Source organism: Bradyrhizobium sp. 195 (assembly GCF_023101665.1).
Classification (GTDB): domain Bacteria; phylum Pseudomonadota; class Alphaproteobacteria; order Rhizobiales; family Xanthobacteraceae; genus Bradyrhizobium.
Window position 1 is genome coordinate 3843247 of record NZ_CP082161.1, and the last position, 22752, is coordinate 3865998.

The following is a 22752-nucleotide window of genomic DNA, read 5'->3' on the forward strand; positions in this document are numbered from 1 at the left end:
TTGCTTCGCAATTTTGTCGCGGGCTCCTCGCAATGACGACGTAACTACCGCCACCTTCTATGCAGCCAGAGCCACTGCTCGGGATGCTCGCGCACCCAGCTTTCCACCACGCTCGTGATCGCCTGCGTCGTGCCCTGGATGTCGATCTTGCCGTCCGCATCGCGCACCGGCTGGACTTCCTCGGTCAGCTCGGCGGTGAAGCGGCCGCCGGGCAGGCGGATGATGCGGGCGCCGTGGATTGGGCATTCGATCTGGCGCAAGAGGCGCGCCAGCATCGGATTGGCGCGGGTCTTTCGGCCGAAGAAGGTGACCTCGACGCCGCCGGTCAGGTACTGGTCGATCAGCATGGCGACGTGCTTGCCGTCCTTCAGCGCCTGCGCGAGTCGCAACGGCGCATCACGCCCTGCCGGGATCAGCGTCCCCATATTGACCTGGCGCATCTCCTGGATGATGCGGTCGGCCGAGGCGATGTTCGGCCGGCGGTAGAGGATCGCGGCATCCAGCCCGTGCGCGACCGCGGCGAGCGCCGGCAATTCCCAATTGGCGAGGTGCGCGGCGAAGATCAGCGCCGGTTTGCCGTCGTCACGGATCTGGTCGAACAGCTCGATGCTGCGCGTGGGCAATTCGATCCGGCTCTTCTCCGGATGGTCGCGGTCGTAGTCCCAGACATGGTCCATATGGGCGAACTCGGCGCCGACGCGGCCGAGATTGTCCCACACGCCCATCAGGATCTGTTCGATCTCCTCCGGCGACTTCTCGGGGAAGGCGGCGGTGAGATTGGCGCGACCGATGCGGTGCTCGCGTAGGCGCGGACCGATCGTCTTGGTGACGCGCGCGAAAAAGTCCGAGGTCTTGACCGGATCGAAATAGCGCGTGGTCCGCAGCATGCCGACGGTGGCGGCGCCGATCAGGCCTCCGCTGACCGACTTGGCTGCATTCCGGGCGCGAATCTTCGTGCTGATGGGAATCAGCGCCATGCGTCCGGTCAGGCCGGTTCGCGGGTCAGGATCAGCGAGGCGTTCTGGCCGCCGAAGCCGAACGAATTTGACATCACCGCGGTGACGCGGGCGTCGCGCGCCGTGTTGCCGACCACGTTGAACAGGATCGTGGGATCCGGGGTCTCGTAGTTGATCGTCGGCGGGATGCGCTGATGCTCGAGCGTGAGTAGCGAGAAGATCGCCTCGACTGCACCGGCCGCCGAGATGGTGTGGCCGACCATCGACTTGTTGGAGGTGACCGGAATCTTCTGCGCGAGCTCGCCGAACACGGCCGAGGTCGTGTTGAACTCCATCTTGTCGTTCTCAGGCGTCGCAGTGCCGTGCGCGTTGATGTGGTCGATCTGATCCGGCGTCATGCCGGCATCGGCCAGAGTCTTGTTCATGCAGCCGATGATCGGCTTGCCGTCGGGCGAGGAGCGGGTGCGATGGAAGGAATCGGTGAGCTCACCGCAGCCAGCGATCACGCCGAGGATTTTTGCGCCGCGCGCGACAGCGGCCTCATAGCTCTCCAGCACGAGGGCGCCGGCGCCTTCGGCCATGACGAAGCCGTCGCGGTTCTTGGAGAAGGGGCGGGAGGCCGCCTGCGGCAGATCGTTCTGGGTCGACAGCGCCGAGAGCAGCGAGAAGCGCACCAGAGCTTCCGGATTCACGGTGCCGTCGGTCGCAACACACAGCGCTGCATCGGTCTCGCCGCGGCGGATCGCCTCGACGCCGAGCTGGATCGAGGTCGCGCCCGAGGCGCAGGCCGTCGACAGCGAGATCGGCGAGCCCTTGGTGCCGAAGGTCTCGGCGAGGTGTGCGGCCACCGAGCCGAACATGAAGCGGTGGTGATAGGCGCTGTATTTGCCGCCGCCGGAGATGCGCAGCAGATCGTCGTAATTGAAATCGGGCGCACCGACGGCGCGGCCGAGTTCGCGGCGCTGCGGCCATTCCACCTCGACCGGTGCGACCGCGAGGAAGAGGGGACCCGGGAAGTCGGCCTTGGCACCGATGCCGGCCTGCGCGAGCGCTTCCTCGGTCACCAGCTCAGCCATCCGCTCGGACAGGCCGGTGGAGGAGAACGGATCGACGCTGACGAAATCGACAGTGCCGGCCATCGTGGTCTTCAGCCCGTCGACCGGAAAGCGCGTGATGGTGCGGATGCCGGATTCTCCGGCGACGAGTTTCGCCCAATTGTCGGCCTTGCCGGCGCCGAGCGAGGTCATGATGCCCATGCCGGTGACGACGACGACGGGGCGCCCGAGTTTGTCGCGTGGTGCAGTCATGTCGATCCCCCGAGTGAGCTAGCTAACTGCCTCGACCAGCGCCATGCCTTCGCCGCGCCAGTGTCCGGCTCCCACCACCACAATCTGGGTGGGCGCTCCCTGCATTTCAATCTCGGTCCCGGTGGAATCGTTCGGCGGGAACAGCGCACCGCGCGAGATCGACATCGCGGCGAGCGCGATGCCGAGCGGGAATTGCGTCTCCATGGTGTGGCCGAACATCGTACCGGTGGAGCGCACCGGGAGATCCGCATGGTTCTTCAGGAAACCGCGCTCCTCGCTCGTGGCCGGCTCAGCACCGGTTGCCCCCGTGATGATCGCGCCCTTACCCTCGCGCTTCGGCAACTTGGCCCAAAGCTTCTCCAGCGTCGCGGTCATGTCGCCACCTTGCTTGCGCCGGGCGAGATCGGCAACGACGCTCGACAGCTTCGCGTACGGCTTTGCACCGCGCGCTTCCGCATGTGCCCGCGACTCCAGCACCAGGAACGCGCCGGCCGAACCAAGCGCGAAGCCGGGATGATCCTTGCGCGCCCACACGGGGGCGAACTTGTCCTTCAGGTTGAAGTCGCCGAATTCGTAGAGGACGAGCAAGTCCTTGCGCTCGCCATTGTGCGAGCCGCCGATCAGCGCGATGTCGCTCTCGCCCGAGGCGATGCGCGACAGCGCGATACGGGCGGCATCGGCGCCGGCAACCTCTTCGCCCATGAAGGTGCGCGAGGTGCCGCCAAGTCCATGCACGATGGCGATGTTGCCGGCGAGCAGGTTGGAGAGCTGCGCCAGGAACAAAGTGGGGCGCAAATCGCTCATCAGCCGTTCGTTGAGGAAGCCGGGCGCGTTCGCCCCCTTGGCCTCGGCGGTAAGCACGCCGGTGTCGACATTGAGATCGCGCTCGCCGCCGCCGGCGGCCACCACCATGTCGATCTTCGACAGGATATCCTTGTTGCCCTTGATCCCGGCGGAATCGAGCGCAAGGCCAGCGGCATAGGTGCCGATGCGCTGCCAGGCTTCCATCTGGCGCTGGTCGCCCTTCTTCGGGATCTGGCTGTCGAAGGTAACAGGCATCAAGGGATGCACGACGTAGGGTGCAAAACCCTTCTCGTCGACATTGATGCGCTTCTCCTGAAGCGCGGCCCAATTGGCGTCCAGGCCCTCGCCGAGCGAGGTGGCCAGTCCAATGCCGGTGATCCAGACCTCGGTCTGGCCTGGCTTCGTCGCGGAAGTGTCAGTCATGGCGATAGGGCCTGTTGCGGAAAGCCGACGCGCTCGGCGACCTTCGCCATGTACCCGCGCATATCCGCATTGGGGAAGGGAATCAGCGTGAAGGTCAGCGCCGAGTTGGCGCGCAGCTTGCCGCCGACCCTGATCTTGGCTTCGGTCATGGCGTAGCCGGAGCCTTCATGCGTGAGGCTCGCCTCGATGCTCATGAGATCGCCCGGATAGACCGAGCCGCGGACCTTGGCCTCCTTCACGGCGGCAAGGATCGGCATGCGCTCGAACTTGAACACGCCGAGCTGAAGCCAGCCCGAGGCCTGCGCCATCGATTCGATCAGGAGCACGCCGGGCATCAAGGGGTAGCCCGGGAAGTGCCCCTCGAAGATGGTGCTCTCCTTCGGGACCAGGGCTTCGACGACGATCGTCTTCTCGTCGACCTTGAGGTCGACGATGCGATCGATCATGTGGAAGTATTCGAGTTGCATGACCGCGCGCTTAGGCGCTCGCGCCCTTGGCCGCAACCAGTTCGTCGATGCGGGCGCACAGGTTTTTCAGCACGAAATACTGCTCGGTGGTCGCTTTGCCGTCGTTGACCTCCTGGGTCCACTTTTCCAGCGGCAGCTTGATGCCGAACTGCTTGTCGATCGCGAACGCGATGTCCAGGAAATCGAGGCTGTCGATGCCGAGATCATCGATGGCATGACTATCCGGCGTGATCGTGTCGCGCGGGATGTCGCAGGTTTCAGCGATGATCGTGGCGACCTGATCGAATGTGGAAGACATCACTAAGCCTTTGATATATTGCGGATATTTGTCAGGTTATCCAGAGTGGCACGGTGGGTGGGCATCGCGCCCCTGATGACGCCTCAAACCCCCCTCTGGCCGGGTCGAAAGCCCGTATATCGGAGCGCCGCCCTGAGTTCAATGGAGCCGGGCAGGCGAGGAGACGGGGCTGGGGATGCCCGCCGGAGCCCTTTTCGCCGGGGGCCGGCGGCAGACCGGGCCTAGATATGAGGCGTCGTGATCTTGACGCAGTCGCGACGGCCCATCAGCACGCAATCCTGAGTCCGGCGCAGGTCGGCGATGCTGACCGCGAGCCAAATTCCGATTGCGGTCAGCGCGATGGTAAAGGCCAGCGCCGCGATGTTGGCGAGCATGCGATGGCGGAAGTCGTCGGCGCGGGGCTGCTCGTAGCGTGACAGGTCCAGCGGTTCCGGCGCGACGCGCAACGGCTGCACGGTGCCGCTGCCGCGGTGGGCCGTCGGGGAAGGGGAGTTGCGCGGCCTGAACTGGAGCACCCGGTGCTCGTCGTCAGAGCTTATGGGCCGCTGGCTATTCATGGGGCGGGGATCACTCCGAAGCAGCGGTTTTAGATAGCATAGGTGGTGAACGCGTGGCAGAAAATCTTCTCAATGCCTGCGTGCATTCGTGCGCTCGCACTATTTGTGCATGGCCGGTATGGAGCGACCGCGGAACCAGCCGTCATGCCGACGGCAAAACCCAAGGCTTGCGTTGCAATAACGGGCATCGCGAGGCCGAGGGCTTCCCGCCTTCGTTCCCGTCTACATCGGCTTGTGATCTCCGCGTCGTTCCGAGCACGTGTTGTCGCCGCAACGCCCGTGTCATAGTCGAGGGAACCTGGACCGCCAGTTGCAACCATGCGAGGGGCCTTCGACCATGACCACGACGAACGCGCGCGAGCCGAGAGTGCATCCGGTCCCGATCCTGTTGCTCCGGCCGACGCAGATGACGGTCGGCATGCGCGAGGTCAAGGAGAAGCGCAAGCGCTGGCGCGGGCATGACAAGAAGAAGCAGGCCGATCTGCTCGGCAAGCACATGATCCCCGTCGTCTACGGTCCGGACGAGCGCTACTACGTGATCGACCATCATCATCTCGGCCGCGCGCTGCATGATGAAGGCGTCAAGGAGGTGCTGGTGACCGTCGTCGGCGACCTCCGCATGGTCGAGCGCGAGGCGTTCTGGGGCGTCATGGACAACAAGCGCTGGGTCTACCCTTACGACGCCAAGGGCGAGCGGCGGGGGTTCCGCGACCTGCCGAAATCGATCGCCGATCTCAAGGACGATCCGTTCCGCAGCCTTGCCGGGGAACTGCGCCGCATGGGCGGCTTCGCCAAGGACACCACGCCGTTCTCCGAATTTCTGTGGGCCGACTTCCTGCGCCGGAAGCTCTCGCGGAAGGTGGTGGACGCCGATTTCGACAAGGCCATCGAGAAGGGGATGTCCGCGGCCAAGAGCAAGGATGCGATCTATCTGCCCGGCTGGTGCGGTCCGGCGGACGAGGATTAGAGGTATCAGGAATAGCGTTGTGCTTCACCCCGCGCCTCTGGTGAGCTGACCATCATGCGCGGCCGCTCGCGTCAGTCGCGCTGGAAGATCCTGGCGCCGGGGTAGGCGCGGCGGGCGTAGGTGATCACCAGCGCGCGGTCCTGGGTGTCCAGGAAGGGCGTTCGGATCTGGCACGACCCGACGATGAGGTGCCACAGGCCATTGAGCTTCTGGATCACGACTTTCATTTGAGTATTCCTTGATAACTCCCGTTCCAGCGAACGCTGCTTGTCGCCGCTGCGCTTTAGGATTGGGGCCGCGGCGGTAGAATTCACGACATGGCCGGCGATCCGCTGCAAAATACGTCGACCATTGTTAGTTGGTTGCGGCACGTGCCCAGATAAGCCGAATCCCATCACAGCCGCTTGAGTGAAATCAAATTCCGCGTCCACGAAACCGTCCTGAAACAGAGCCGTCCCATCTCTATCGGGTAGTCGAGCTCACACAGGAGGCGAATATGCGCCGTCTGGTTTTCGTAATTGCCTTGCTCGCGGTTGCTTCGGCGGGAATCTCGGCATCGTTTGCCGCCGTTCACCACGCCAAGTCGTTGACGTTCGCGGATCGCTTTGCTCCGGCACTCGAGTTGCTGGCGAAGCGCTAGCGGCAAAGCGCCTCTCAGGTGCGGTCCGGCGGACGATGATTAGAGCGTTCGCCGCCGCGCGGCGATTGCATTGCTCCGCGCGAGCCTATGGCTTCAACCGGCCTGTTCTCGATCGATGGTCCGCAGTCGCACGAAGGCTGCCCAGGCCTGCGGATACTCCTTGTCGGCGGGATCGATCGCAAGCAGCGCGCAGCGTGCTTGCTTGATCTCTTCCGATGACACACGCTTCGTCGCAGCCTGCAATTTTCTCGACTGCTCCCAGCGGGCCTCGATATCCTTCGCAAGCGCCAAGGCTTCAGCGGCCGTTCGCTCCTGCGCCGATTTCACCGGGCATTGGCCCGAGGCGAGCGCCGGCCATGCGACCGGGGGCCGATCGGCCTGCCAGGTGAGTTCGCTCTCCGGTGCGGCCTTCACCTCCGCGCCTGAAGGCCGCCCTGCCAGCGTCAGTGCCGGTCCCGTCCCGGCCGGGCCCGACGAGAGTCCCGATCCCGGCGCGACAGCCGCTGTCTGCGCGGCGAGCTGGCCAAGCTGTTGCTCCATTGTCCCGCCGCTGGATTGGGGGATGACCTTTCCGACGACCTTGGCCACCGCCAGCGCGCCGGGTGCTATCGGCAATTGTTGTTCGGCAGTCCTGACGTCGGTCGCGCTTGGGCATGATGTGTAGGGAGAGTGCTGGGACGTAATCCGGCCATTGTCGTCGACCCGGGCGAAATCGCTGGCGACGGTGTAAACGAACGCGGCATCGATGGCGTGGCCGGCCTTGTCCTTCGCTTTCACGGCGCCGCATACGTATCGCGCAGCGTCTGCCTCGACCGTTCGCAGGCTGCTGAAGTGAGCCGAACCCGGCTCGATTAGCATGCGAGAGACCGCAGCTCGGGCCTTGCGATGCTCGGATTGAAACATGCTCCATACTTCATCGGGATTGATGACGTCGGGCTGAAAGTTCCAGGCGTAGCCAATCCCGAAGAATGCTGTGCCGATGCACGTCGCGATGATGGATGCACGCAGGTTCACGAGATGGCGCCCTCTAGCAGGCACGACTCGTCCGTGCCCCCGTTCGTGGATGCGACGGAGGTCATGGAGGTTGTGCCGAAGTGTTTGCGCCAGTAGGGGGTGAGACTCTTAATAAATCGTGTTCGATTGTGAAATCGTCCAGGTTCCCGTCTAACGGGAACCTTATTTCTCCGCCGGCGTCATGTTCACAGATGAGTCACTCGCCGGATATCTTCGGTCGTGCTGTGCGCAGACATGTCTCGAAGCACGCAAGGGCGGCGGAATTTTCGGGCCAGCGACATCGCGTCCCAGGCGCGCCTTGACCTGCCGCAAATGCGTGTAGGCGCCGGCCGGTACTGTCCGCCTGCATGAATGCCGAAGAGCGTTGCGCCCGGGTGTCGAGGGTGAGGTGGGCTTCAGGTCATGCTGATCGGAGAATGACCATGAGCATCCTCTTTCGCATCGTCTTTATCATCGCCGGCGCGGTCACCGCGCTGTTCGTCGCGCGTGATGCCCTGAACTTCACCATCATCCAGACCTTCGTCGCCGTCCTGCTCGTGACGGCCATCGTGGGGGCTGGAAGTCTCTGGAGCCTACGGCGGAAGACGTGAGCAAGATAGAACGCGCCGGTTCGGCCGGGCTGAGCGAAACCGAGGCTCGGCTGAGGCTGCAACAGGAAGGCTACAACGAACTGCCTCGGCCCGAACGGCGCACGCCGCTGCGTATCGTTCTAGAAGTGGTGCGCGAGCCGATGCTCGCGCTGCTCCTGTGCGGCGGGCTGGTCTATCTCCTGCTCGGCGACCTCCGCGAGGCCCTGCTCCTCCTGGCATTCGGCGCCATCTCCGTCGTGATCACGATCGTGCAGGAAACCCGCACCGAACGTGTGCTGGAAGCGTTGCGAGAGCTGACCAGTCCGCGCGCGCTCGTGGTCAGGGACGGGGAGCGGCGGCGGATCGCGGGCCGGGACGTCGTTCGCGGCGATCTCCTCGTCCTGGCCGAAGGCGATCGGATTCCGGCCGATGCGCTGCTCGTCAGCGCGCATGATCTGGCGGTCGACGAGTCGCTGCTGACCGGAGAATCCGTCCCGGTTCGCAAGCAGGCCGTCAAGACGCCAGCCACCGACACCGTCTTGGCTGAGCATCGCCCGGGCGGCGATGATCTGCCCTTCGTGTATTCCGGTTCGCTGGTGGTGCGAGGCGAGGGCCTGGCCGAGGTCGAAGCCACCGGCCCTCGCAGCGAGATCGGCAAGATCGGATTGTCGCTGCATGGCTTGCAGACAGAGCCGCCGCGGCTGCAACAGCAGACCGCACGGCTCGTGCGGCTTTGCTTTCTCGGCGGCGCGGCGATCAGCCTGGCCGCTGTCCTGCTTTACGGAACATTGCGCGGGGATTGGCTGCAGGCGCTGCTCGGAGGCATCGCAATCGGCATGTCCATGCTTCCCGAGGAATTTGCCGTCGTCCTCACGGTGTTCATGGCGATGGGCGCCTGGCGCATCTCGAAGGCGCGCGTGCTGACGCGGCGCGCTGCCGCGATCGAGGTGCTCGGCTCCGCCACGGTGCTGTGCACCGACAAGACCGGCACGCTGACGCAGAACCGGATGTCGGTTGCGGAACTGAGGCTGGGCGACGGGACGAGCTTGCGCCTTGCGTCGCCGCAGCCGGCTTCCGTGGGAGCAGAATTCTTTGAGCTGGCACGGTGCAGCGTTCTGGCGAGCTCGCCAGAGCCGTTCGACCCGATGGAGAAGGCGCTGCACGCGTTCGTGCTTGCGAGTGTGCCGGATGACGACACCGGAGGCGCTCGGATCTTGTTGCGCAGCTACGGCCTGCGGCCCGAGCTGCTGGCAATGACCCAGGTTTGGCAGTTGCCGCGTCGCGAGGAAGTCTTTGCCGCTGCGAAAGGTGCTCCGGAGGCTATTGCGCGCCTCTGCAAGCTGAACGGTGCGGAGCTGGCGGCGATGCAGGACTCTGTCGCGGCGATGGCGAAGGATGGTCTTCGCGTGTTGGGCGTAGCCACCGCGACTTGCGATGGCGAGAGCCTGCCGAGCTCGCAGCAAGGCTTCTCTTTTCGCTTCCTTGGTCTCGTCGGGCTCGCCGATCCGCTTCGTCCGCAGGTCCCGGAGGCGGTGGCCGAATCTCGCTCGGCCGGCATCCGCGTCGTCATGATCACGGGCGATTATCCTGCGACCGCGATGGCGATCGCCGGGCAGGCGGGGCTTGACGTCAACGAGGTCGTGACCGGTGAGCAGATCAAGCTCGCGGACGACAGCGAGCTGGAAGCCCTCGTCAGGAATGTGAACGTCTTCGCGCGGGTCCTGCCGGAGCAGAAGCTGCGGATCGTTCAGGCGATGAAGCGCAACGGCGAGATCGTCGCGATGACCGGCGACGGCGTCAACGACGCGCCGTCCCTGAAGGCTGCCCATATCGGGATCGCGATGGGTGGCCGTGGCACCGATGTCGCCCGCGAGGCCTCCTCGATCGTCCTGCTCGACGACGATTTCGGCTCCATCGTTGCGTCGATCCGGCTGGGGCGCCGGATCTACGACAATCTCCGCAAGGCGATGGCCTTCATTTTCGCCGTCCATGTTCCGATCGCGGGGCTTGCCCTACTTCCCCTGCTTTTCGGGCTGCCGCTGGTTCTTGGTCCGGTTCACATCGCGTTTCTGGAGCTGATCATCGACCCCGTCTGCTCGCTCGTGTTCGAAGCCGAGCGGGAGGAGCGCGATATCATGACGCGCCCGCCGCGGCGCGCCGATGCGGAGCTGTTCTCGTGGGCGTTGATCGGCTGGAGCATCCTCCAGGGTGCCATGGCATTTGCGTTGATTGCCGCGATCTTCGTCCTCGCGCTTCGTTCCGGCATTCCGCCCGATGAGGCGCGCACGCTCGCCTTCATTGCGCTCGTCGTCTGCGTCGTCGCGCTGGTGCTGGTCAACCGGTCCTTCAGCGCCTCCTTCATGTCGGCCTTCTTCCGCCCAAACCCGGCATTGCTCTGGATATTCCTCTCGATTGCGCTCGTTCTCGCGGCGGCTCTGTTCTGGCCGCCGGCGTCCAGCCTGTTTCGTTTTGGTCCTCTGCACCTCGACGATCTCATGGTCACGCTCGGCGCGGGATTGCTGGTGCTCACGGTGCTGGAGCTGCTGAAGCCGATATGGGCGCGGCGGTTGCGATTCTGATGTGTGACGCGCAGATCATCATCATGGTGGGGCCGAGAGAGAGACTCGGGAATTCGTGCAGCCAGGGGAAGGCGTGCGCGAGACGCTGGCACCGTTCTATTAGAACGGATCTAGTCTACATAGATTCTACGACACGAATGTCCAAAACACTTTGATTGTGCGTTCGGAGTCTCTGCATGGTCGCCCCCGTAAATCCGGGGACTGGGAATGCTGGAATTTGTGTCTAACGCACGCGCAACGAAGCGCGGGCGCGTCTCGATGTTGTGCGGTCTTCTCGCGCTTCCCCCTGCCATCGTCTTCGGCGGCAACGCGCAAGCGCAGAGCGCAAGCGGAGCATCGGATCTTCCGCCCGTCGTGGTCGAGCAAAGTCGTCAGAGCAAACGCCAGGTCACGGCGCCGCGCAATTCGCGATCGGCACGCTCTCGACATGCGCCTTCGCGCGCTTCAGGACAGGCGCCTGAGGCAGCTTCTCAATCGGCCATCGCTGCGACGGAACGCGGTACTGATCCGGTGAGGGGCTTTGTGCCTGTCGTCAGCTCGGCGGCGATGAAGTCCGACGTGCCCATTCTCGAAACACCTCAATCCGTTTCGGTGGTCAGCCGCGATCAGCTCGACGCACGCTCGGTCACGACGCTGGTCGAGGGATTGCAGTACGTGGCGGGCCTCGCCATCCAACCAGGCGGCAAGGACCCGCGCTTCGACAACGTCTTCATCCGTGGCTTCGACATCAATGGCTACGGCGCCTATCGCGACGGACTGCGCGAGGTCGGCGATCCCGCTTTCTTGTCGCTGTTCCGCAACGAGCCCTACGGCTTCGAACGCATCGACGTCATCAAGGGACCGAGCTCCGTCATGTACGGGCAGGGCGCACCGGGCGGCCTCGTCGACGTCATCAGCAAGCGGCCGCCGGAAAAAGCCTTCGGCGAGATCGTCGGCCAGTTCGGCAATTACGACCGGTTTCAGGGTGCATTCGACGTCGGTGGTCCCGCGACCAAGGACGGCACGCTGCTCTACCGGTTGACCGGCGTATTCCGCGATTCCGACGCGCAGATCGCCAATTTCTCGAACTTCGTGAAGGACAACCGGACCTATATCGCGCCCGCCGTGACCTGGAAGCCGACCAACGATACGACGCTGACCATTCTCGCCGACTACACCCACGATCTGACCGGCAATGCCTTTCCACTGTCGATGGCTCACGTGACTGGTGGCAAGGTCACCGGGATCACTGCGTTGCCGCTGTTTCTCGGTGACCCCAGCTACAACAAGTTCGATCAGGAGCAGGAACGCGTCGGCTACCAGTTCGAGCATCGCTTCAGCAACAATCTGATCTTCGAATCGAAGGCCCGCTACGGCCACACCCAGCTCGACTATCGCTATCTGACGTTCATCGGAACTCCGCTCGATACGACCACGGTCTTTCCGCGGCGCGCAATGCGCATACAGGAGCAGATCGACACCCTGTCGACCGACAACCACCTCATCAGCAAGTTCAGCACGGGGCCGCTTCAGCATACGGTGGTCTCCGGCGTCGACTATCTGACGTTCAACATGACGGACCGGACCCATTCCGGAAATGCGCCGTCGCTCAGCAAAATCAACCCGGTCTACAACCAGGCCATCGCCGATCCGACTGTGCTCACCACTCCCTCGGCGAACCAGACGATCGACCAGGTCGGCGTCTATGTGCAGGATCAGATGAAGATCCAGAACTGGATCTTCACGCTGGGTGGACGGTACGACGCCTCGGAACAGAACACCTACGCCTTGGCGGCCAACAAGACCACCGATACGAAGGACACGGCCTTCACCAAGCGCGGGGCGGTCTCCTACGTGTTCGATTCCGGTGTTGCGCCTTATTACAGCTACTCGGAGTCCTTCCTGCCGACACCTAACACGGACTTTGCGGGGAACCCTTTCAAGCCAACCAGGGCGCAGCAGCACGAGGTTGGCGTCAAGTATCAACCATCGCGCACCTTGTTGATGACGGTGGCGCTGTATGATTTGACGCGGCAAAATTCGCTCACGGCCGATCCATCACATCTTGGCTTCTCGGTCCAGCTCGGCGAGGTCAATTCGCGCGGCATCGAGTTCGAGACGCTGGCGCAGATCGTGCCCGGACTGAACCTCGTGGCGACCTACACCAATCAGGATGTCAAGGTGACTCAGAGCACCGGGGCCGACCTCGGCAAGGTGCCGACGCTCGTGGCCCGCCAGATGGCATCGGCCTATCTCGACTACACGGTCCAGGGCGGCACCTGGGACGGCTGGGGTCTTGGCGGCGGCGTCCGTTACAACGGGCCGACCTTCGCCGACACCACCAACACCATCGTCAACGAGGGCTACGTCGTGTTCGACGCCGGCCTGCATTATCGCCAGCCGAAGGGCGTGAACCTGGCGCTGAACGTGAAGAACATCGCCGACCGCGTCACTCTCGCTTGCACGACGGGGGGCGGCTGCCAGTACACCAGCCCGCGCACCGTCACCGGCACGCTCAGCTATCGCTGGTAGACGCCATGGTTCACGCACGCACGATCCGCCTGTGGTCCCGCATTCACACCTGGACCTCGCTGGTATGCATGCTGTTCCTGCTGATGCTGTGCGTGACAGGCCTTCCGCTGGTCTTTCACGACGAGATCGACGATCTGCTCGAGGACGAGATCGCAGCTCCCGCCATGCCGGAGGGAACGCCGCGCCTCTCGCTCGACCGGATGATCGCGGCGGCGCAGGCGCGGTTTCCCGGGCAATACGTTCTGCTTCTCAACCTGAAGCAGACGGAGCCGCTGGTGACGGCTGCGGTCTCTCCGACCGCTGTCCCGGCGCCGGGCAACTTCCATCGTCTGACTCTCGATGCGCGTACGGCGACGGTGCTTGGAGAGGAGGCACCGCATCAAGGCGTCATGGATGTCGTGTTGCGGATCCACAAGGATATGTTCGCAGGCCTGCCCGGCGAGCTGTTTCTCGGGGCAATGGGGCTCGTGTTCGCTGTGTCGATCGTATCCGGTGTCGTGGTCTATTGGCCGTTCATGCGCCGGCTCGATTTTGGTACGATCCGCCGGCGATCGTCGCCCCGCGTCAAATGGCTCGACACCCACAATCTCCTCGGCATCGTCACCGTGACCTGGACGATGGTGGTGGGCCTCACCGGCATGATCAACACGCTGGCGACGCCGCTGTTCGACCTGTGGCGGGCGCAACTCATTCCCGTGTTGCTGGCGCCGCATCTGGGCAAGCCCGTGGCTCCGATCCCTTCAGTTCAGGCCGCTGTCGAGCTCGTCCGTGCAAGATTCCCGGATCGCCTGGTCACCTCGGTGACGATGCCGACGTCGGCGCGCTTCGGCAGCCCGCAGCACCTCGTCGTCTGGACCAAGGGCGCCACGCCCTTCACGGCGCGCATGCTCCAGCCCATGCTGGTCGACGCCAACGACGGCAAGACGATCGTTGCGCCTGAAGTGCCGTGGTATCTGAAGACGCTTCAGGTCTCGCGCCCGCTGCATTTCGGCGACTACGGCGGGCTTCCGCTGAAGATCGTCTGGGCGCTGCTGGACGTGATTGCGATCATCGTCCTCGTCAGTGGGATCTACCTCTGGGCGGCAAGAAGAAGGTCGTCGGTCCGCCGCAAGCCGCTCGGCGCAGGCCCGACCGCAACAGTCGGTGTCTAGTCCATGCTCTCTTCCGTTTCGAAGGCGGACGTTCCGAACCGGGCCCGGAATCACAGACGTGCCTGGGACGTGTTCCGGATTCCGCTCCTCGTCGGCTTGGTCTGCGCCGCGGGACTCGGTCTGGCACTCGTTGGAGATGGAATCTGGGATGGGCTGTCGTGGCTGGCACTTTCGTTGCCGGTCGCGCTTGCAGTCTTCTACTGGCATCGCTCAGGTCGCTCGCACTGACGGCGCAACCCGTCTAACGGGCTGCTATGGGTGCTGCTCTTTCGGGCCGCTTTCGACGTCGTGCGCCTCGTCCTTGCCGCCAAGCATCCGATGCAGCCGGCGCTCGAGGCGGCGGCCGATGGTCAGCAGGATGAATGCCAGCGCCAAGGCGACGATGACGATCTTCCATTGTCCGGCGCCGCAAACGATGCCGAGGCAGGCGGCGAGGAAGGTGCAGGCGGCGCTGGTCAGGCCCCGAACGCGAAACCCCGTGCTTTGGTGCACGATGACGCCAGCGCCGAGAAAGCCGATCCCGGTGAGGATGCCCTGGATGACACGGCTGGCGGCGTCGGCGACCTTGGTCGGTTCGGCAAGCTGCAGTGCGAGCAGAACCACGGTCGCGGTGGAGAGCCCGACGATGCCGAGCGTCTTCAGCCCGATCGGCTTGCCGTGCAGGTCGCGGTTCAGGCCGATCGCGCCGCCGGCGAGCGTCGCGGCTCCCAGGCGCAGCAGAATTTCGGGCCAGTCCAGCTCGGTCATGTCTTGCCTGTCACTTCTTCGGCACTTGTCCCATGTGATCATGCGAGGGTTCGGCTTGGAGCCGGCAAAACATAGTCTATGCGGGCTGTGGCCTCAATGTGCCGAGGTGCCCGCCACGCACTCGCAGTCATCGCCCGACTTGATCGGGCGATCCAGTATTCCAGAGACAGAACTGATTGAATCGAGAAGCCACGGTGTACTGGATGCCCCAGTCAAGCCGGGGCATGACAGCGGAATCTGTGGAAGCGGTGTCCGCGCCTTACCGCAACGGCTTCTTCAGGAGTGAGAAGCGGTCCGGATCGAGCCCCATCGAGGGTTGCAGCATCGGGGCCTCGACGTTGGACATCGTCTTGGCGGGTGGGGCCGAGAACACCGGGTCGTTCGGCACATCGCGCTGCGAGGTGGCGCCGCGCCAGCGCTCGAGCACGGCGCTGACGAAATGCATGTCGTGGCCGGAGGTGACGGACGGTACGCTCGAGATGGTGGCTTCGCCGCGCGGCAATTGATGCGGTGGCACTTCCTTGAAGCGCAGGCGCGTCGGCAGCGCGACGCCTTCGCCGAAGGCCAGCACTTCGCGCGTGCCGAGTGAGGGTACGAAGGAGAGCAGGTTCGCGGCGGCGTCCGACACGGCGGCGCGGAGCAGCGCCTGGTCGCGCTCGTTGGCAAGCCGCATCGTGAACAGCGTGTTGCACTGGGAGATGATGGTGGCGTCGAGCTCGGCCGGACGCTGAGTGATGAGGCCGAGATAGACGCCGTATTTGCGGCCTTCCTTGGCGATGCGCGACACCGCCTTGCGGGTTGGGCCGAAGCCGATGTTGCGGTCGGCGGAGGCGTAGCGATGCGCTTCCTCGCACACGAACAGCAGCGGCGAGACGCCGTCGCTCCACAGGCCGAAGTCGAAGGCCATGCGGCAGAGCACCGAGACGACGGAGTCGATGACCTCGGCCGGGAAGCCGGCGAGCTGCATCACCGTCATCGGCTTGCCGTTCGCCGGGAGGCGGAACAGATGGCTGATGACTTCGGCCATGGTGTCGCCGCCGACATTGGCGTTGTCGAACATGAAGGCATAGCGCGGGTCGTTGCGCACGGCCTCGATGCGTGAGATCAGCTTGTGATAGATGATGCGCGAGGAACGATTTTCCAGCTTGCCCATGCGCTCGTCGATCAACGACATCAGGTCGACCAGGCGATAGGGCACCGGCGTGTCGATGGTGTAGCCGATCTGCTTGGGATCGATGCGCTTCAGGCCGATGCGGTCGGCGTTCTGATACTGGGTATAGACGCCCTTGGCGAGCGGGATCACCTCGGCGAGGATGTCGAGCTCCTCCGGCACGCCGGCGCGGCCGCCGAACAGCACGTCGACGATTTCCTCGAAATTGAACAGCCAGAACGGCAGCTTCAGGTTTCGCGGGTTGAGCACCAGCGCGCGGTCGCCGAAGCAGCGGCCATATTCGTTGTGCACGTCGAGCAGGAAGATGCGCAGGTTCGGGCGCGCCTTCAGGATCTCGTTGAGCAGCAGTGACACGCCGGTGGATTTGCCGACGCCGGTCGATCCCAGCACTGCAAAATGCTTGGACAGCATTTCCTCGACGTCGACATAGGCGATGACCGAGCGGTCCTGCTGGAGAAAACCGACATTGATCTGGTCCGACCCGGTCGGCGCGTAGATCGTGCGCAGCTCCTGGCTGGTAATCAGATCGACGGCATCCCCGATGGTCGGGTAGTTGGTGACGCCGCGCTGGAATTTGGGCTTGTCGGCGGCATTGAGGATCTCGCCGAGCAGGTCGACCGAGGCGACCGCGATATAGCTGTCGCTGCTCGACAGGTTCTCGCAGGAGACCTCGGTGATCATCGCGACGATGACCGAACTGGCGCTGCGAATACTGACGAAGCGGCCGACGGTCGCCCGAACTTCCGAGATCGGCATCTGGCTTTCAGCCAATAGCCCGACCCGGGCGAGCGATCCGCGAACCGAAATCACGCGTCCAAAGGATGTCACGATCAATGAACCTGGCAAGAGCGAGGGATTTGCCCGGACTATGCGCGGCCGTCGCTGCACAAACGGTTAAGCGGCAGGCGCGGCCGCTTCGTTAAATCCGCGACAATTCGGTCAGGAGGTTTGTTCCGATTGCATCCGTCTGGGCAGAATCGGCGGGAAAATGCTGCGGTTCCAAAGACCGTTGGCCGCCAAAAGCACTTAAGCAATAATTTACCATCCGGCCAGTCGGTCCGCCGATCGGGGGATTTGGTCTTCGAGAGGGACGTCAGTCGATCAAGGTCATGTTTGATTTGTTGACGAGGCCTAATCATTTGTACATTAGTACAAATGAGACGGCGGCTCGATGCCGCCTTCGGGCAAATCGGGCGCGTTGCGGCCCCGCGCCCGATCGCGCGATCCGGTCCGACGGATCGCTAGCTGTGCCTAGAGGAAAGCATGCAGCCCGAACCGATCCTCGATCTTGCTCATCTCGGCCATATGGAGCTGCTGACGCCCAAGCCGAACGAGAGCCTGGAATTCTTCGTCAACGTCATGGGCATGACCGTCAGCGGCCAAAAGGGCGAGTCGGTATACTTACGCGGCTGGGACGATTACGAGCGCTATTCGCTCAAGCTGACGGCGTCGAAGACCTCGGGCATGGAGCACATGGCGCTGCGCGCACGCAGCCAGCAGGCGCTGGAGCGCCGCGTCGCCGCGCTGAAAGGCTCCGGCTTCGACATTGGCTGGATCGACGGCGATATGGGGCAAGGGCCGACCTTCCGCTGCCGCGATCCCGACGGTCACATCGTCGAGCTTTATTACGAGACTGAATGGTATCAGGCGCCGCCCGAGCTGAAACCGGCGCTGAAGAACCAGGCCCAGCGCTTCCCCGCGCGCGGCGTCAACGTCCGCCGCCTCGATCATCTCAACTGCCTCGCCGTCGACATCAAGGCCAACCGCGAGTTCTTCGAGAATTACCTCGGTTGCCGCCTCACCGAGCAGATCGTGCTCAACGACGGAAGGGAAGCGGCGATGTGGCTGACGATGTCGAACAAGAGCTACGATTTCGCCTATTCGCTCGATCATTCAGGCACGCCCGGCCGCTTCCACCACGTCACCTACGCGCTCGATAGCCGCGAGGAGATTCTGCGCGCCGCCGACATCTTCCTGGAGAACGGCATCCACATCGAGACCGGCCCGCACAAGCACGCGATCCAGCAGACCTTCTTCCTCTACGTCTACGAGCCCGGCGGCAACCGCGTCGAAGTCGCCAACGCCGGCGCGCGTCTCATCCTCGCACCCGACTGGAAGCCGATCGTGTGGACCGAGGAGGAGCGCAAGAAGGGCCAGGCATGGGGGCTGAAGACGATCGAGTCTTTCCACACCCACGGCACGCCGCCGGTGGACGTGAAGAAGCACGGCTAGAGCTGTTACTCCGACGTTTCATTCAGTGTCATTCCGGGGCCCGAGCGTAGCGAGGAAGCCCGGAATCTATAACCACCAGCGGGGGTAATGGATTCCGGCTTCGCCGCTTCGCGTCGCCCCGGAATGACTAGTGGGTTGAGCTGCGCACCCGCGCGATGGTTTCGCGCACATCGGTCCACGCCGGCTTGTCCGGCGCGAACTGCCTGCGCAGGAAGGTGACGAGCTCCTCGATTTGCGCATCGCTCATGCTGCCCTTGAAGGCGGGCATGTAGCCGAGATCGCTCGACACCGGCTCGATGACACCGTGCAGGATCACCTGCACGAGATTGCCCGACGTGGCGCTGTGCAGATTGCTGTTGAGCGCGAGCGAGGGCCGGCTGCCGAACAGCGGCAGACCGCCGACCTCGTGGCAGACGGCGCAGGCGCCCTGATAGAGGCGCGCGCCGCTGGACGGCGCGACGGTGACTTGGGTCGCGCTTTCGAGCCGTGCCGCAAGCGTGCCCGGCGTCTCGGCCGCGCTGTCGTTGAACGAGTTGAGATAGACGGCCATCGCGCGGATGTCCTGATCGGGCAGGGCTTTGAGGTCCCTGACCACAGGCGCCATCGGGCCGGCGGCAACGCCGTGATAGCGCGAATGGCCGGTGCGCAAATAAGTGAACAGTTCGTCCTCGCTCCAGGGGACCGGCGCATGCGAGAGCGAGGTCAGCGGCGGCGCTTCCCAGCCCTCGGCGAAGCCGCCGGCCAGATAGGATTCGCGCTGCTCGGCGCCGAGCGCATTGCGCGGCGAGTGGCAGCCGCTGCAATGGCCGAGGCCCTCCACGAGGTAGGCGCCGCGATTCCATTGCTCGGATCTGGCGGGGTCGGGCTTGAACTCTTCTGTCCGGTGAAACAGCGCGTTCCAGCCTGCGAGCAGCGGGCGCAGGTTGAACGGGAAGGCCAGTTCATTCGCCGGTGTCGTCGCGCGCACCGCAGGCTGCGCCATCAGGTAGGCGTACAGAGCCTGAAGGTCGGCCTCGTTGGTCTTGGCGAAATGCGTGTAGGGAAAGGCTGGGTAGAGCTGGCGGCCGTCGCGATGCAATCCATCGCGCATCGCCCGTTCGAAGGCGGGATAGGACCAGGCACCGATGCCGGTCTCGACGTCCGGCGTGATGTTGGTGCTGTGGATGATGCCGAACGGCGTTTCCAGCGCGCGGCCCCCCGCGTTGAGCACACCATTGATCGTGGTGTGGCACTCCGCGCAATTGCCGAGCGCGGCAAGCTGCTGGCCGCGCGCGATGGTCGCCGCAGAATAAACTGATGCATCGGGGCGTGCGATCGGCGCCATCGCGCGCCCGGGCAGAAGCGCGGCGCCGATACCGATCGCGGCGGTGCAAACGGCCGCAATCGTCGTGAAGATGCTGGCGCGTTTGGCGAAGGGATTTTCCCAGATGCGGGACGGCTGCGGCGCGGCTGGCGCGGGCAACGCTTGCGGTGTCGCCGGCATCCCGCCGTGCAGCCCCTTCAGGATGCGCTCGGGTGTGAACGGTGGCTCGCGAAAGCGCACGCCGGTGGCATCAAAAATCGCGTTCGCAATCGCCGCTGCGCTCGGGACGGACGCGGATTCGCCGACGCCGAGCGGCGGCTGGTGCTGACGCGGCAGCAACAGCACGTCGATCTTGGGCACATCAGGGAAGGGGATGATCGGATAGGCGCCCCATTCGCGTGCCGCCACCGCGCCGCGCTCGAACGAGACCTCCTCCATCAGCGCGCGGCTCGTGGACTGGATGACGTTGCCGTGGATCTGGTGGCGCACGCCGTCCGGATTGATCATCAGGCCGGAATCCTGGCCCGCAACCACGCGCGTGACGCTGACGTCGCCGGTCGACTTGTTCACGGCGACGTCGGCGACCCACGCCGACCACGCCGCGCCATAGCCGGGAAACTTGCTGTGGACGTAGAGCGCATAGGCAAAGCCGCGTCCATGCACGACCTCGCCGTCCTTCTCCTCGCGAACAGGGCGCGGTATCCAGCCGGCGCGCTCGGCCACCGCATTGACGAGATCGACCGCGCGTTGGTCTTTCAGGTAACGCAGGCGATATTCGATCGGGTCGACGCCGGCCTCGGTTGCGGCCTCGTCGATGTAGGATTCATGCGCAAAGGTGTTCGGCAGCGCCGAGACGCCGCGAAACCAGGACGCGCGCACGATCGGCGCCATGTCGTGGGCGACGACGCGCATGTGGTCGTAGTCATAGGGCGGGATCGCGGTGCGGTCGCCCATCTGAAGCACGGCCGGTTCGGGCGAGATCCGGCCGGTGAGCAGCAGCGCCAGCGTCGGTGCGGCATTCGAGGGATAGCGCGTGGCGAGATCGTAAGCAGCGATGCCGCCGTGGGCATCGAGCCCGCCATTGACGTCGATGAGCTGCGCAGTGCCCTTGGGCTCCCAGGCATGCTCCTGCTCGCGCGTCAGCTGCACGCGCACGGGTCGGCCGACCGCGCGCGACAGCAGCAGCGCATCCGCGGTAACGTCATCGGCGCAGTTGCGGCCGTAGCAGCCCGCCGCCTCCAGGCGGATGACCTCGATCTCGCTCTCAGGACGCTCGATCAGCAGCGCAAGGTCGCTGCGCAGCACATGCGGGTTCTGCGTGCCCGACCAGACGCGGATGTTGCCGTCCTGAAAATCCGCGACCGCGCAGGACGGGCCGATCGAGGCGTGCATCTGATACGGCCAGACATAGGTGCGCTGCATCGGCTTGGCTGCGCCTGAGATCGCCGCATCGACATCGCCCTTGTCGATCAGCGTGCGTGGCGTCGACGGATTGGCGCGCAGCGCGGTCTCGACGTCGGCGAGATCGGTGAGGGTGGGCGTCGGTTTCCAGCCGACCTTGAGCTGTTCTGCCGCGCGGATCGCATTCTCCTCGCGCTCGGCGACGACACCGACGAAATCACCGATACGGACCACGGCGATGACGCCGGGGACGTCGCGTACCGAGGATTCATCGACCGCGATCAGACTGGTGCCGACGAACGGGCCGGCATCGACACCGGCATAGGGCGGACGCACCACACGGCCGTGCAGCATGCCGGGCACCCGGATATCGTGCACAAAAGTCAGCTCGCCCGTGGCCTTGGCGGGCAGGTCGACGCGCGGCATCGACTGACCGACGATGGCGTAGTCGCCGACGGGTTTGACAGCGACGTCGTCGGCAAGCTCGAGGCGGATCGTCTCGCCGCCGATCAACTCGCCATAGCTGACGCTGCGATTGTCGTGCCCGCGTACGAGGCCGTCCTCAATCCTGAGGTCGGCCTCCGGCAGCTCCAGCCGCTCGGCCGCGCGCGTGATCAAAAAGTGACGCGCTTGCGCGGCCGCTTTGCGCAGCGGCACGGCGGTGATTTGGATCGTCTCGCTTGCGATCGTCGCACCCTGGTTCGGCACCACAGAGGTGTCGCCGAGCACCACGACGACGCGCGCAAAGGACACATTTAATTCCTCGGCGACGATCTGGCCGAGGGCGGTGCGGATGCCGGTGCCGAGATCGACATGGCCGTTATAGGCCGTGACCGATCCGTCCGCGGTGATGCGCACGAAAGTCTCGGATGTGACCTCGTCCACGGTGCGGACGACGACGAGCGAACCGGATTGCCGCTCAGCTCCATCAGGGACAGGGGAGGTCATCAATCACCGGCCTCGGCGAGCTGGCCCGACGCGCGCATCACGGCGCGCAGGATTTCGACATGGGTGCCGCAACGGCAGAGATTGTAGCGCAGCGCCGCCTGCGCCTCCTGTTCGCTCGGTCGCGGGTTGATCGCGAGGAGCGCCTTGGTGGTCATGATCATGCCGTTGAGACAATAGCCACATTGCGCGGCCTGTTCGTCGACGAAGGCCTGCTGCACCACATCAGGCTTGTCGCGCGTGCCGAGCCCTTCGAGCGTCACGATGTCGCGGCCGGCGCAGCCGCTCAGGGGAATCACGCAGGAGCGGGCCGCGGCTCCGTCGATCAGGACAGTGCAGGTGCCGCATTCGCCGAGTCCGCAACCATATTTGGGGCCGTTGAGCGCGAGGTCGTTGCGCAGCACATAGAGCAGCGGCGTCTCTGGCGCCGCAGCGATCTCGTGGATCCTGCCGTTCACGGTGAGGCGGATCGGTGCCTGCGGCATCCTCGTTCCCAAGCTCGCGGCCAAGTGCTCGCAAATTTACGTCGCGACGATACCGTTTGTACACAAACGTGCAAGCCGTCCATGCCGCACTGCAGCGCGACTGCCTTCTTTGTGGACAGAGCGGATAGGCAAATGAGGTTTTATGCGCCAGCCGCATCTTTTGCGCCGCACCGCCGCTTGACAGCCATCCGGAGCGCGCGCACCATCGTTCGTATACGAATGATA

The 22752-nt window shown here is 64.4% G+C and carries 19 protein-coding genes; 7 read left to right on the forward strand and 12 right to left on the reverse strand.

All coding sequences use genetic code 11. The features are described from left to right. Positions 1–44: 44 nt before the first annotated feature. The 6 genes from IVB26_RS17550 to IVB26_RS17575 form a co-directional block, all read right to left on the reverse strand. Positions 45–977 carry a lipid A biosynthesis lauroyl acyltransferase gene (locus IVB26_RS17550; RefSeq protein WP_247972792.1) on the reverse strand — a complete coding sequence of 311 codons (933 nt, stop codon included), beginning with the start codon at positions 975–977 and terminating at the stop codon, positions 45–47. Positions 978–985: 8 nt separating this feature from the next. Continuing rightward, positions 986–2263, reverse strand: coding sequence for a beta-ketoacyl-ACP synthase (locus IVB26_RS17555; protein ID WP_247972793.1), 1278 nt, complete (start codon positions 2261–2263; stop codon positions 986–988). A gap of 18 nt (positions 2264–2281) precedes the next feature. After that, on the reverse strand, positions 2282–3490 hold the full coding sequence (locus IVB26_RS17560) for a beta-ketoacyl-ACP synthase (protein WP_247972794.1): 1209 nt from the start codon (positions 3488–3490) through the stop codon (positions 2282–2284). Then, positions 3487–3957, reverse strand: a complete 471-nt coding sequence (locus IVB26_RS17565; RefSeq protein ID WP_247972795.1) for a 3-hydroxyacyl-ACP dehydratase FabZ family protein — start codon at positions 3955–3957, stop codon at positions 3487–3489. The genes IVB26_RS17560 and IVB26_RS17565 overlap by 4 nt, the downstream gene beginning before the upstream one ends. A 10-nt stretch (positions 3958–3967) precedes the next feature. Further along, positions 3968–4255: an acyl carrier protein gene (locus IVB26_RS17570; protein ID WP_007592476.1), complete on the reverse strand. Its 288-nt coding sequence runs from the start codon at positions 4253–4255 to the stop codon at positions 3968–3970. Positions 4256–4476: 221 nt separating this feature from the next. After that, the gene (locus IVB26_RS17575; RefSeq protein ID WP_247972796.1) at positions 4477–4812 is read right to left on the reverse strand and encodes a hypothetical protein; all 336 of its coding nucleotides are present in this window, start codon (positions 4810–4812) and stop codon (positions 4477–4479) included. A gap of 337 nt (positions 4813–5149) precedes the next feature. Between IVB26_RS17575 and IVB26_RS17580 the strand changes: the two genes are divergently transcribed. Then, the gene (locus tag IVB26_RS17580; RefSeq protein ID WP_247972797.1) at positions 5150–5779 is read left to right on the forward strand and encodes a ParB-like protein; all 630 of its coding nucleotides are present in this window, start codon (positions 5150–5152) and stop codon (positions 5777–5779) included. A gap of 71 nt (positions 5780–5850) precedes the next feature. On the opposite strand, the gene IVB26_RS17585 is transcribed toward IVB26_RS17580, so the two are convergent. Then, entirely contained in the window at positions 5851–6210 is a 360-nt protein-coding gene (locus IVB26_RS17585; RefSeq protein WP_247972798.1) for a hypothetical protein, read from the reverse strand. Between the two features lie 65 nt (positions 6211–6275). On the opposite strand from IVB26_RS17585, the gene IVB26_RS17590 reads away from it, so the two are divergent. Beyond that, the gene (locus IVB26_RS17590) at positions 6276–6419 is read left to right on the forward strand and encodes a hypothetical protein (protein ID WP_247972799.1); all 144 of its coding nucleotides are present in this window, start codon (positions 6276–6278) and stop codon (positions 6417–6419) included. A gap of 93 nt (positions 6420–6512) precedes the next feature. Here IVB26_RS17590 and IVB26_RS17595 read toward each other — a convergent pair whose 3' ends face one another. After that, positions 6513–7433, reverse strand: a complete 921-nt coding sequence (locus IVB26_RS17595) for a hypothetical protein (protein ID WP_247972800.1) — start codon at positions 7431–7433, stop codon at positions 6513–6515. A 422-nt stretch (positions 7434–7855) separates the two neighbouring features. On the opposite strand from IVB26_RS17595, the gene IVB26_RS17600 reads away from it, so the two are divergent. The 4 genes from IVB26_RS17600 to IVB26_RS17615 all read left to right on the forward strand — a co-directional run bounded on the left by IVB26_RS17600 (position 7856) and on the right by IVB26_RS17615 (position 14243). Then, positions 7856–8023, forward strand: a complete 168-nt coding sequence (locus IVB26_RS17600; protein WP_247972801.1) for a hypothetical protein — start codon at positions 7856–7858, stop codon at positions 8021–8023. After that, the gene (locus IVB26_RS17605; protein ID WP_247972802.1) at positions 8020–10581 is read left to right on the forward strand and encodes a cation-translocating P-type ATPase; all 2562 of its coding nucleotides are present in this window, start codon (positions 8020–8022) and stop codon (positions 10579–10581) included. The genes IVB26_RS17600 and IVB26_RS17605 overlap by 4 nt, the downstream gene beginning before the upstream one ends. Positions 10582–11127: 546 nt before the next feature. After that, positions 11128–13092, forward strand: a complete 1965-nt coding sequence (locus IVB26_RS17610; protein WP_247973196.1) for a TonB-dependent siderophore receptor — start codon at positions 11128–11130, stop codon at positions 13090–13092. 5 nt (positions 13093–13097) lie between these two features. After that, positions 13098–14243: a PepSY-associated TM helix domain-containing protein gene (locus IVB26_RS17615; protein WP_247972803.1), complete on the forward strand. Its 1146-nt coding sequence runs from the start codon at positions 13098–13100 to the stop codon at positions 14241–14243. 252 nt (positions 14244–14495) lie between these two features. Here IVB26_RS17615 and IVB26_RS17620 read toward each other — a convergent pair whose 3' ends face one another. Together IVB26_RS17620 and IVB26_RS17625 are read right to left on the reverse strand one after the other, a co-directional pair. Continuing rightward, the gene (locus IVB26_RS17620) at positions 14496–14990 is read right to left on the reverse strand and encodes an MgtC/SapB family protein (RefSeq protein WP_247972804.1); all 495 of its coding nucleotides are present in this window, start codon (positions 14988–14990) and stop codon (positions 14496–14498) included. A gap of 259 nt (positions 14991–15249) precedes the next feature. Then, positions 15250–16989 carry an ATP-binding protein gene (locus IVB26_RS17625; RefSeq protein ID WP_247972805.1) on the reverse strand — a complete coding sequence of 580 codons (1740 nt, stop codon included), beginning with the start codon at positions 16987–16989 and terminating at the stop codon, positions 15250–15252. Between the two features lie 435 nt (positions 16990–17424). On the opposite strand from IVB26_RS17625, the gene IVB26_RS17630 reads away from it, so the two are divergent. Then, positions 17425–18393, forward strand: a complete 969-nt coding sequence (locus IVB26_RS17630; RefSeq protein WP_247972806.1) for a catechol 2,3-dioxygenase — start codon at positions 17425–17427, stop codon at positions 18391–18393. A 127-nt stretch (positions 18394–18520) separates the two neighbouring features. Here IVB26_RS17630 and IVB26_RS17635 read toward each other — a convergent pair whose 3' ends face one another. Both IVB26_RS17635 and IVB26_RS17640 read right to left on the reverse strand, forming a co-directional pair. Beyond that, positions 18521–22045 (reverse strand): molybdopterin cofactor-binding domain-containing protein, encoded by a 3525-nt coding sequence (locus IVB26_RS17635; protein ID WP_247972807.1) that lies wholly within the window; start codon positions 22043–22045, stop codon positions 18521–18523. Next, on the reverse strand, positions 22045–22527 hold the full coding sequence (locus IVB26_RS17640; protein WP_247972808.1) for a (2Fe-2S)-binding protein: 483 nt from the start codon (positions 22525–22527) through the stop codon (positions 22045–22047). The genes IVB26_RS17635 and IVB26_RS17640 overlap by 1 nt, the downstream gene beginning before the upstream one ends. Between the last annotated feature and the right edge of the window lie 225 nt (positions 22528–22752).

Excerpts from the sequence above, each read along its gene's own strand:
- IVB26_RS17565 (WP_247972795.1), bottom strand. The coding sequence starts at position 3,957 with ATGCAACTCGAATACTTCCACATGATCGATCGCATCGTCGACCTCAAG.
- IVB26_RS17575 (WP_247972796.1), bottom strand. The coding sequence starts at position 4,812 with ATGAATAGCCAGCGGCCCATAAGCTCTGACGACGAGCACCGGGTGCTC.
- IVB26_RS17570 (WP_007592476.1), bottom strand. The coding sequence starts at position 4,255 with ATGTCTTCCACATTCGATCAGGTCGCCACGATCATCGCTGAAACCTGC.
- IVB26_RS17640 (WP_247972808.1), bottom strand. The coding sequence starts at position 22,527 with ATGCCGCAGGCACCGATCCGCCTCACCGTGAACGGCAGGATCCACGAG.
- IVB26_RS17600 (WP_247972801.1), top strand. The coding sequence starts at position 7,856 with ATGAGCATCCTCTTTCGCATCGTCTTTATCATCGCCGGCGCGGTCACC.
- IVB26_RS17590 (WP_247972799.1), top strand. The coding sequence starts at position 6,276 with ATGCGCCGTCTGGTTTTCGTAATTGCCTTGCTCGCGGTTGCTTCGGCG.
- IVB26_RS17635 (WP_247972807.1), bottom strand. The coding sequence starts at position 22,045 with ATGACCTCCCCTGTCCCTGATGGAGCTGAGCGGCAATCCGGTTCGCTC.
- IVB26_RS17580 (WP_247972797.1), top strand. The coding sequence starts at position 5,150 with ATGACCACGACGAACGCGCGCGAGCCGAGAGTGCATCCGGTCCCGATC.
- IVB26_RS17620 (WP_247972804.1), bottom strand. The coding sequence starts at position 14,990 with ATGACCGAGCTGGACTGGCCCGAAATTCTGCTGCGCCTGGGAGCCGCG.
- IVB26_RS17555 (WP_247972793.1), bottom strand. The coding sequence starts at position 2,263 with ATGACTGCACCACGCGACAAACTCGGGCGCCCCGTCGTCGTCGTCACC.
- IVB26_RS17560 (WP_247972794.1), bottom strand. The coding sequence starts at position 3,490 with ATGACTGACACTTCCGCGACGAAGCCAGGCCAGACCGAGGTCTGGATC.
- IVB26_RS17630 (WP_247972806.1), top strand. The coding sequence starts at position 17,425 with ATGCAGCCCGAACCGATCCTCGATCTTGCTCATCTCGGCCATATGGAG.
- IVB26_RS17550 (WP_247972792.1), bottom strand. The coding sequence starts at position 977 with ATGGCGCTGATTCCCATCAGCACGAAGATTCGCGCCCGGAATGCAGCC.
- IVB26_RS17610 (WP_247973196.1), top strand. The coding sequence starts at position 11,128 with ATGAAGTCCGACGTGCCCATTCTCGAAACACCTCAATCCGTTTCGGTG.
- IVB26_RS17615 (WP_247972803.1), top strand. The coding sequence starts at position 13,098 with ATGGTTCACGCACGCACGATCCGCCTGTGGTCCCGCATTCACACCTGG.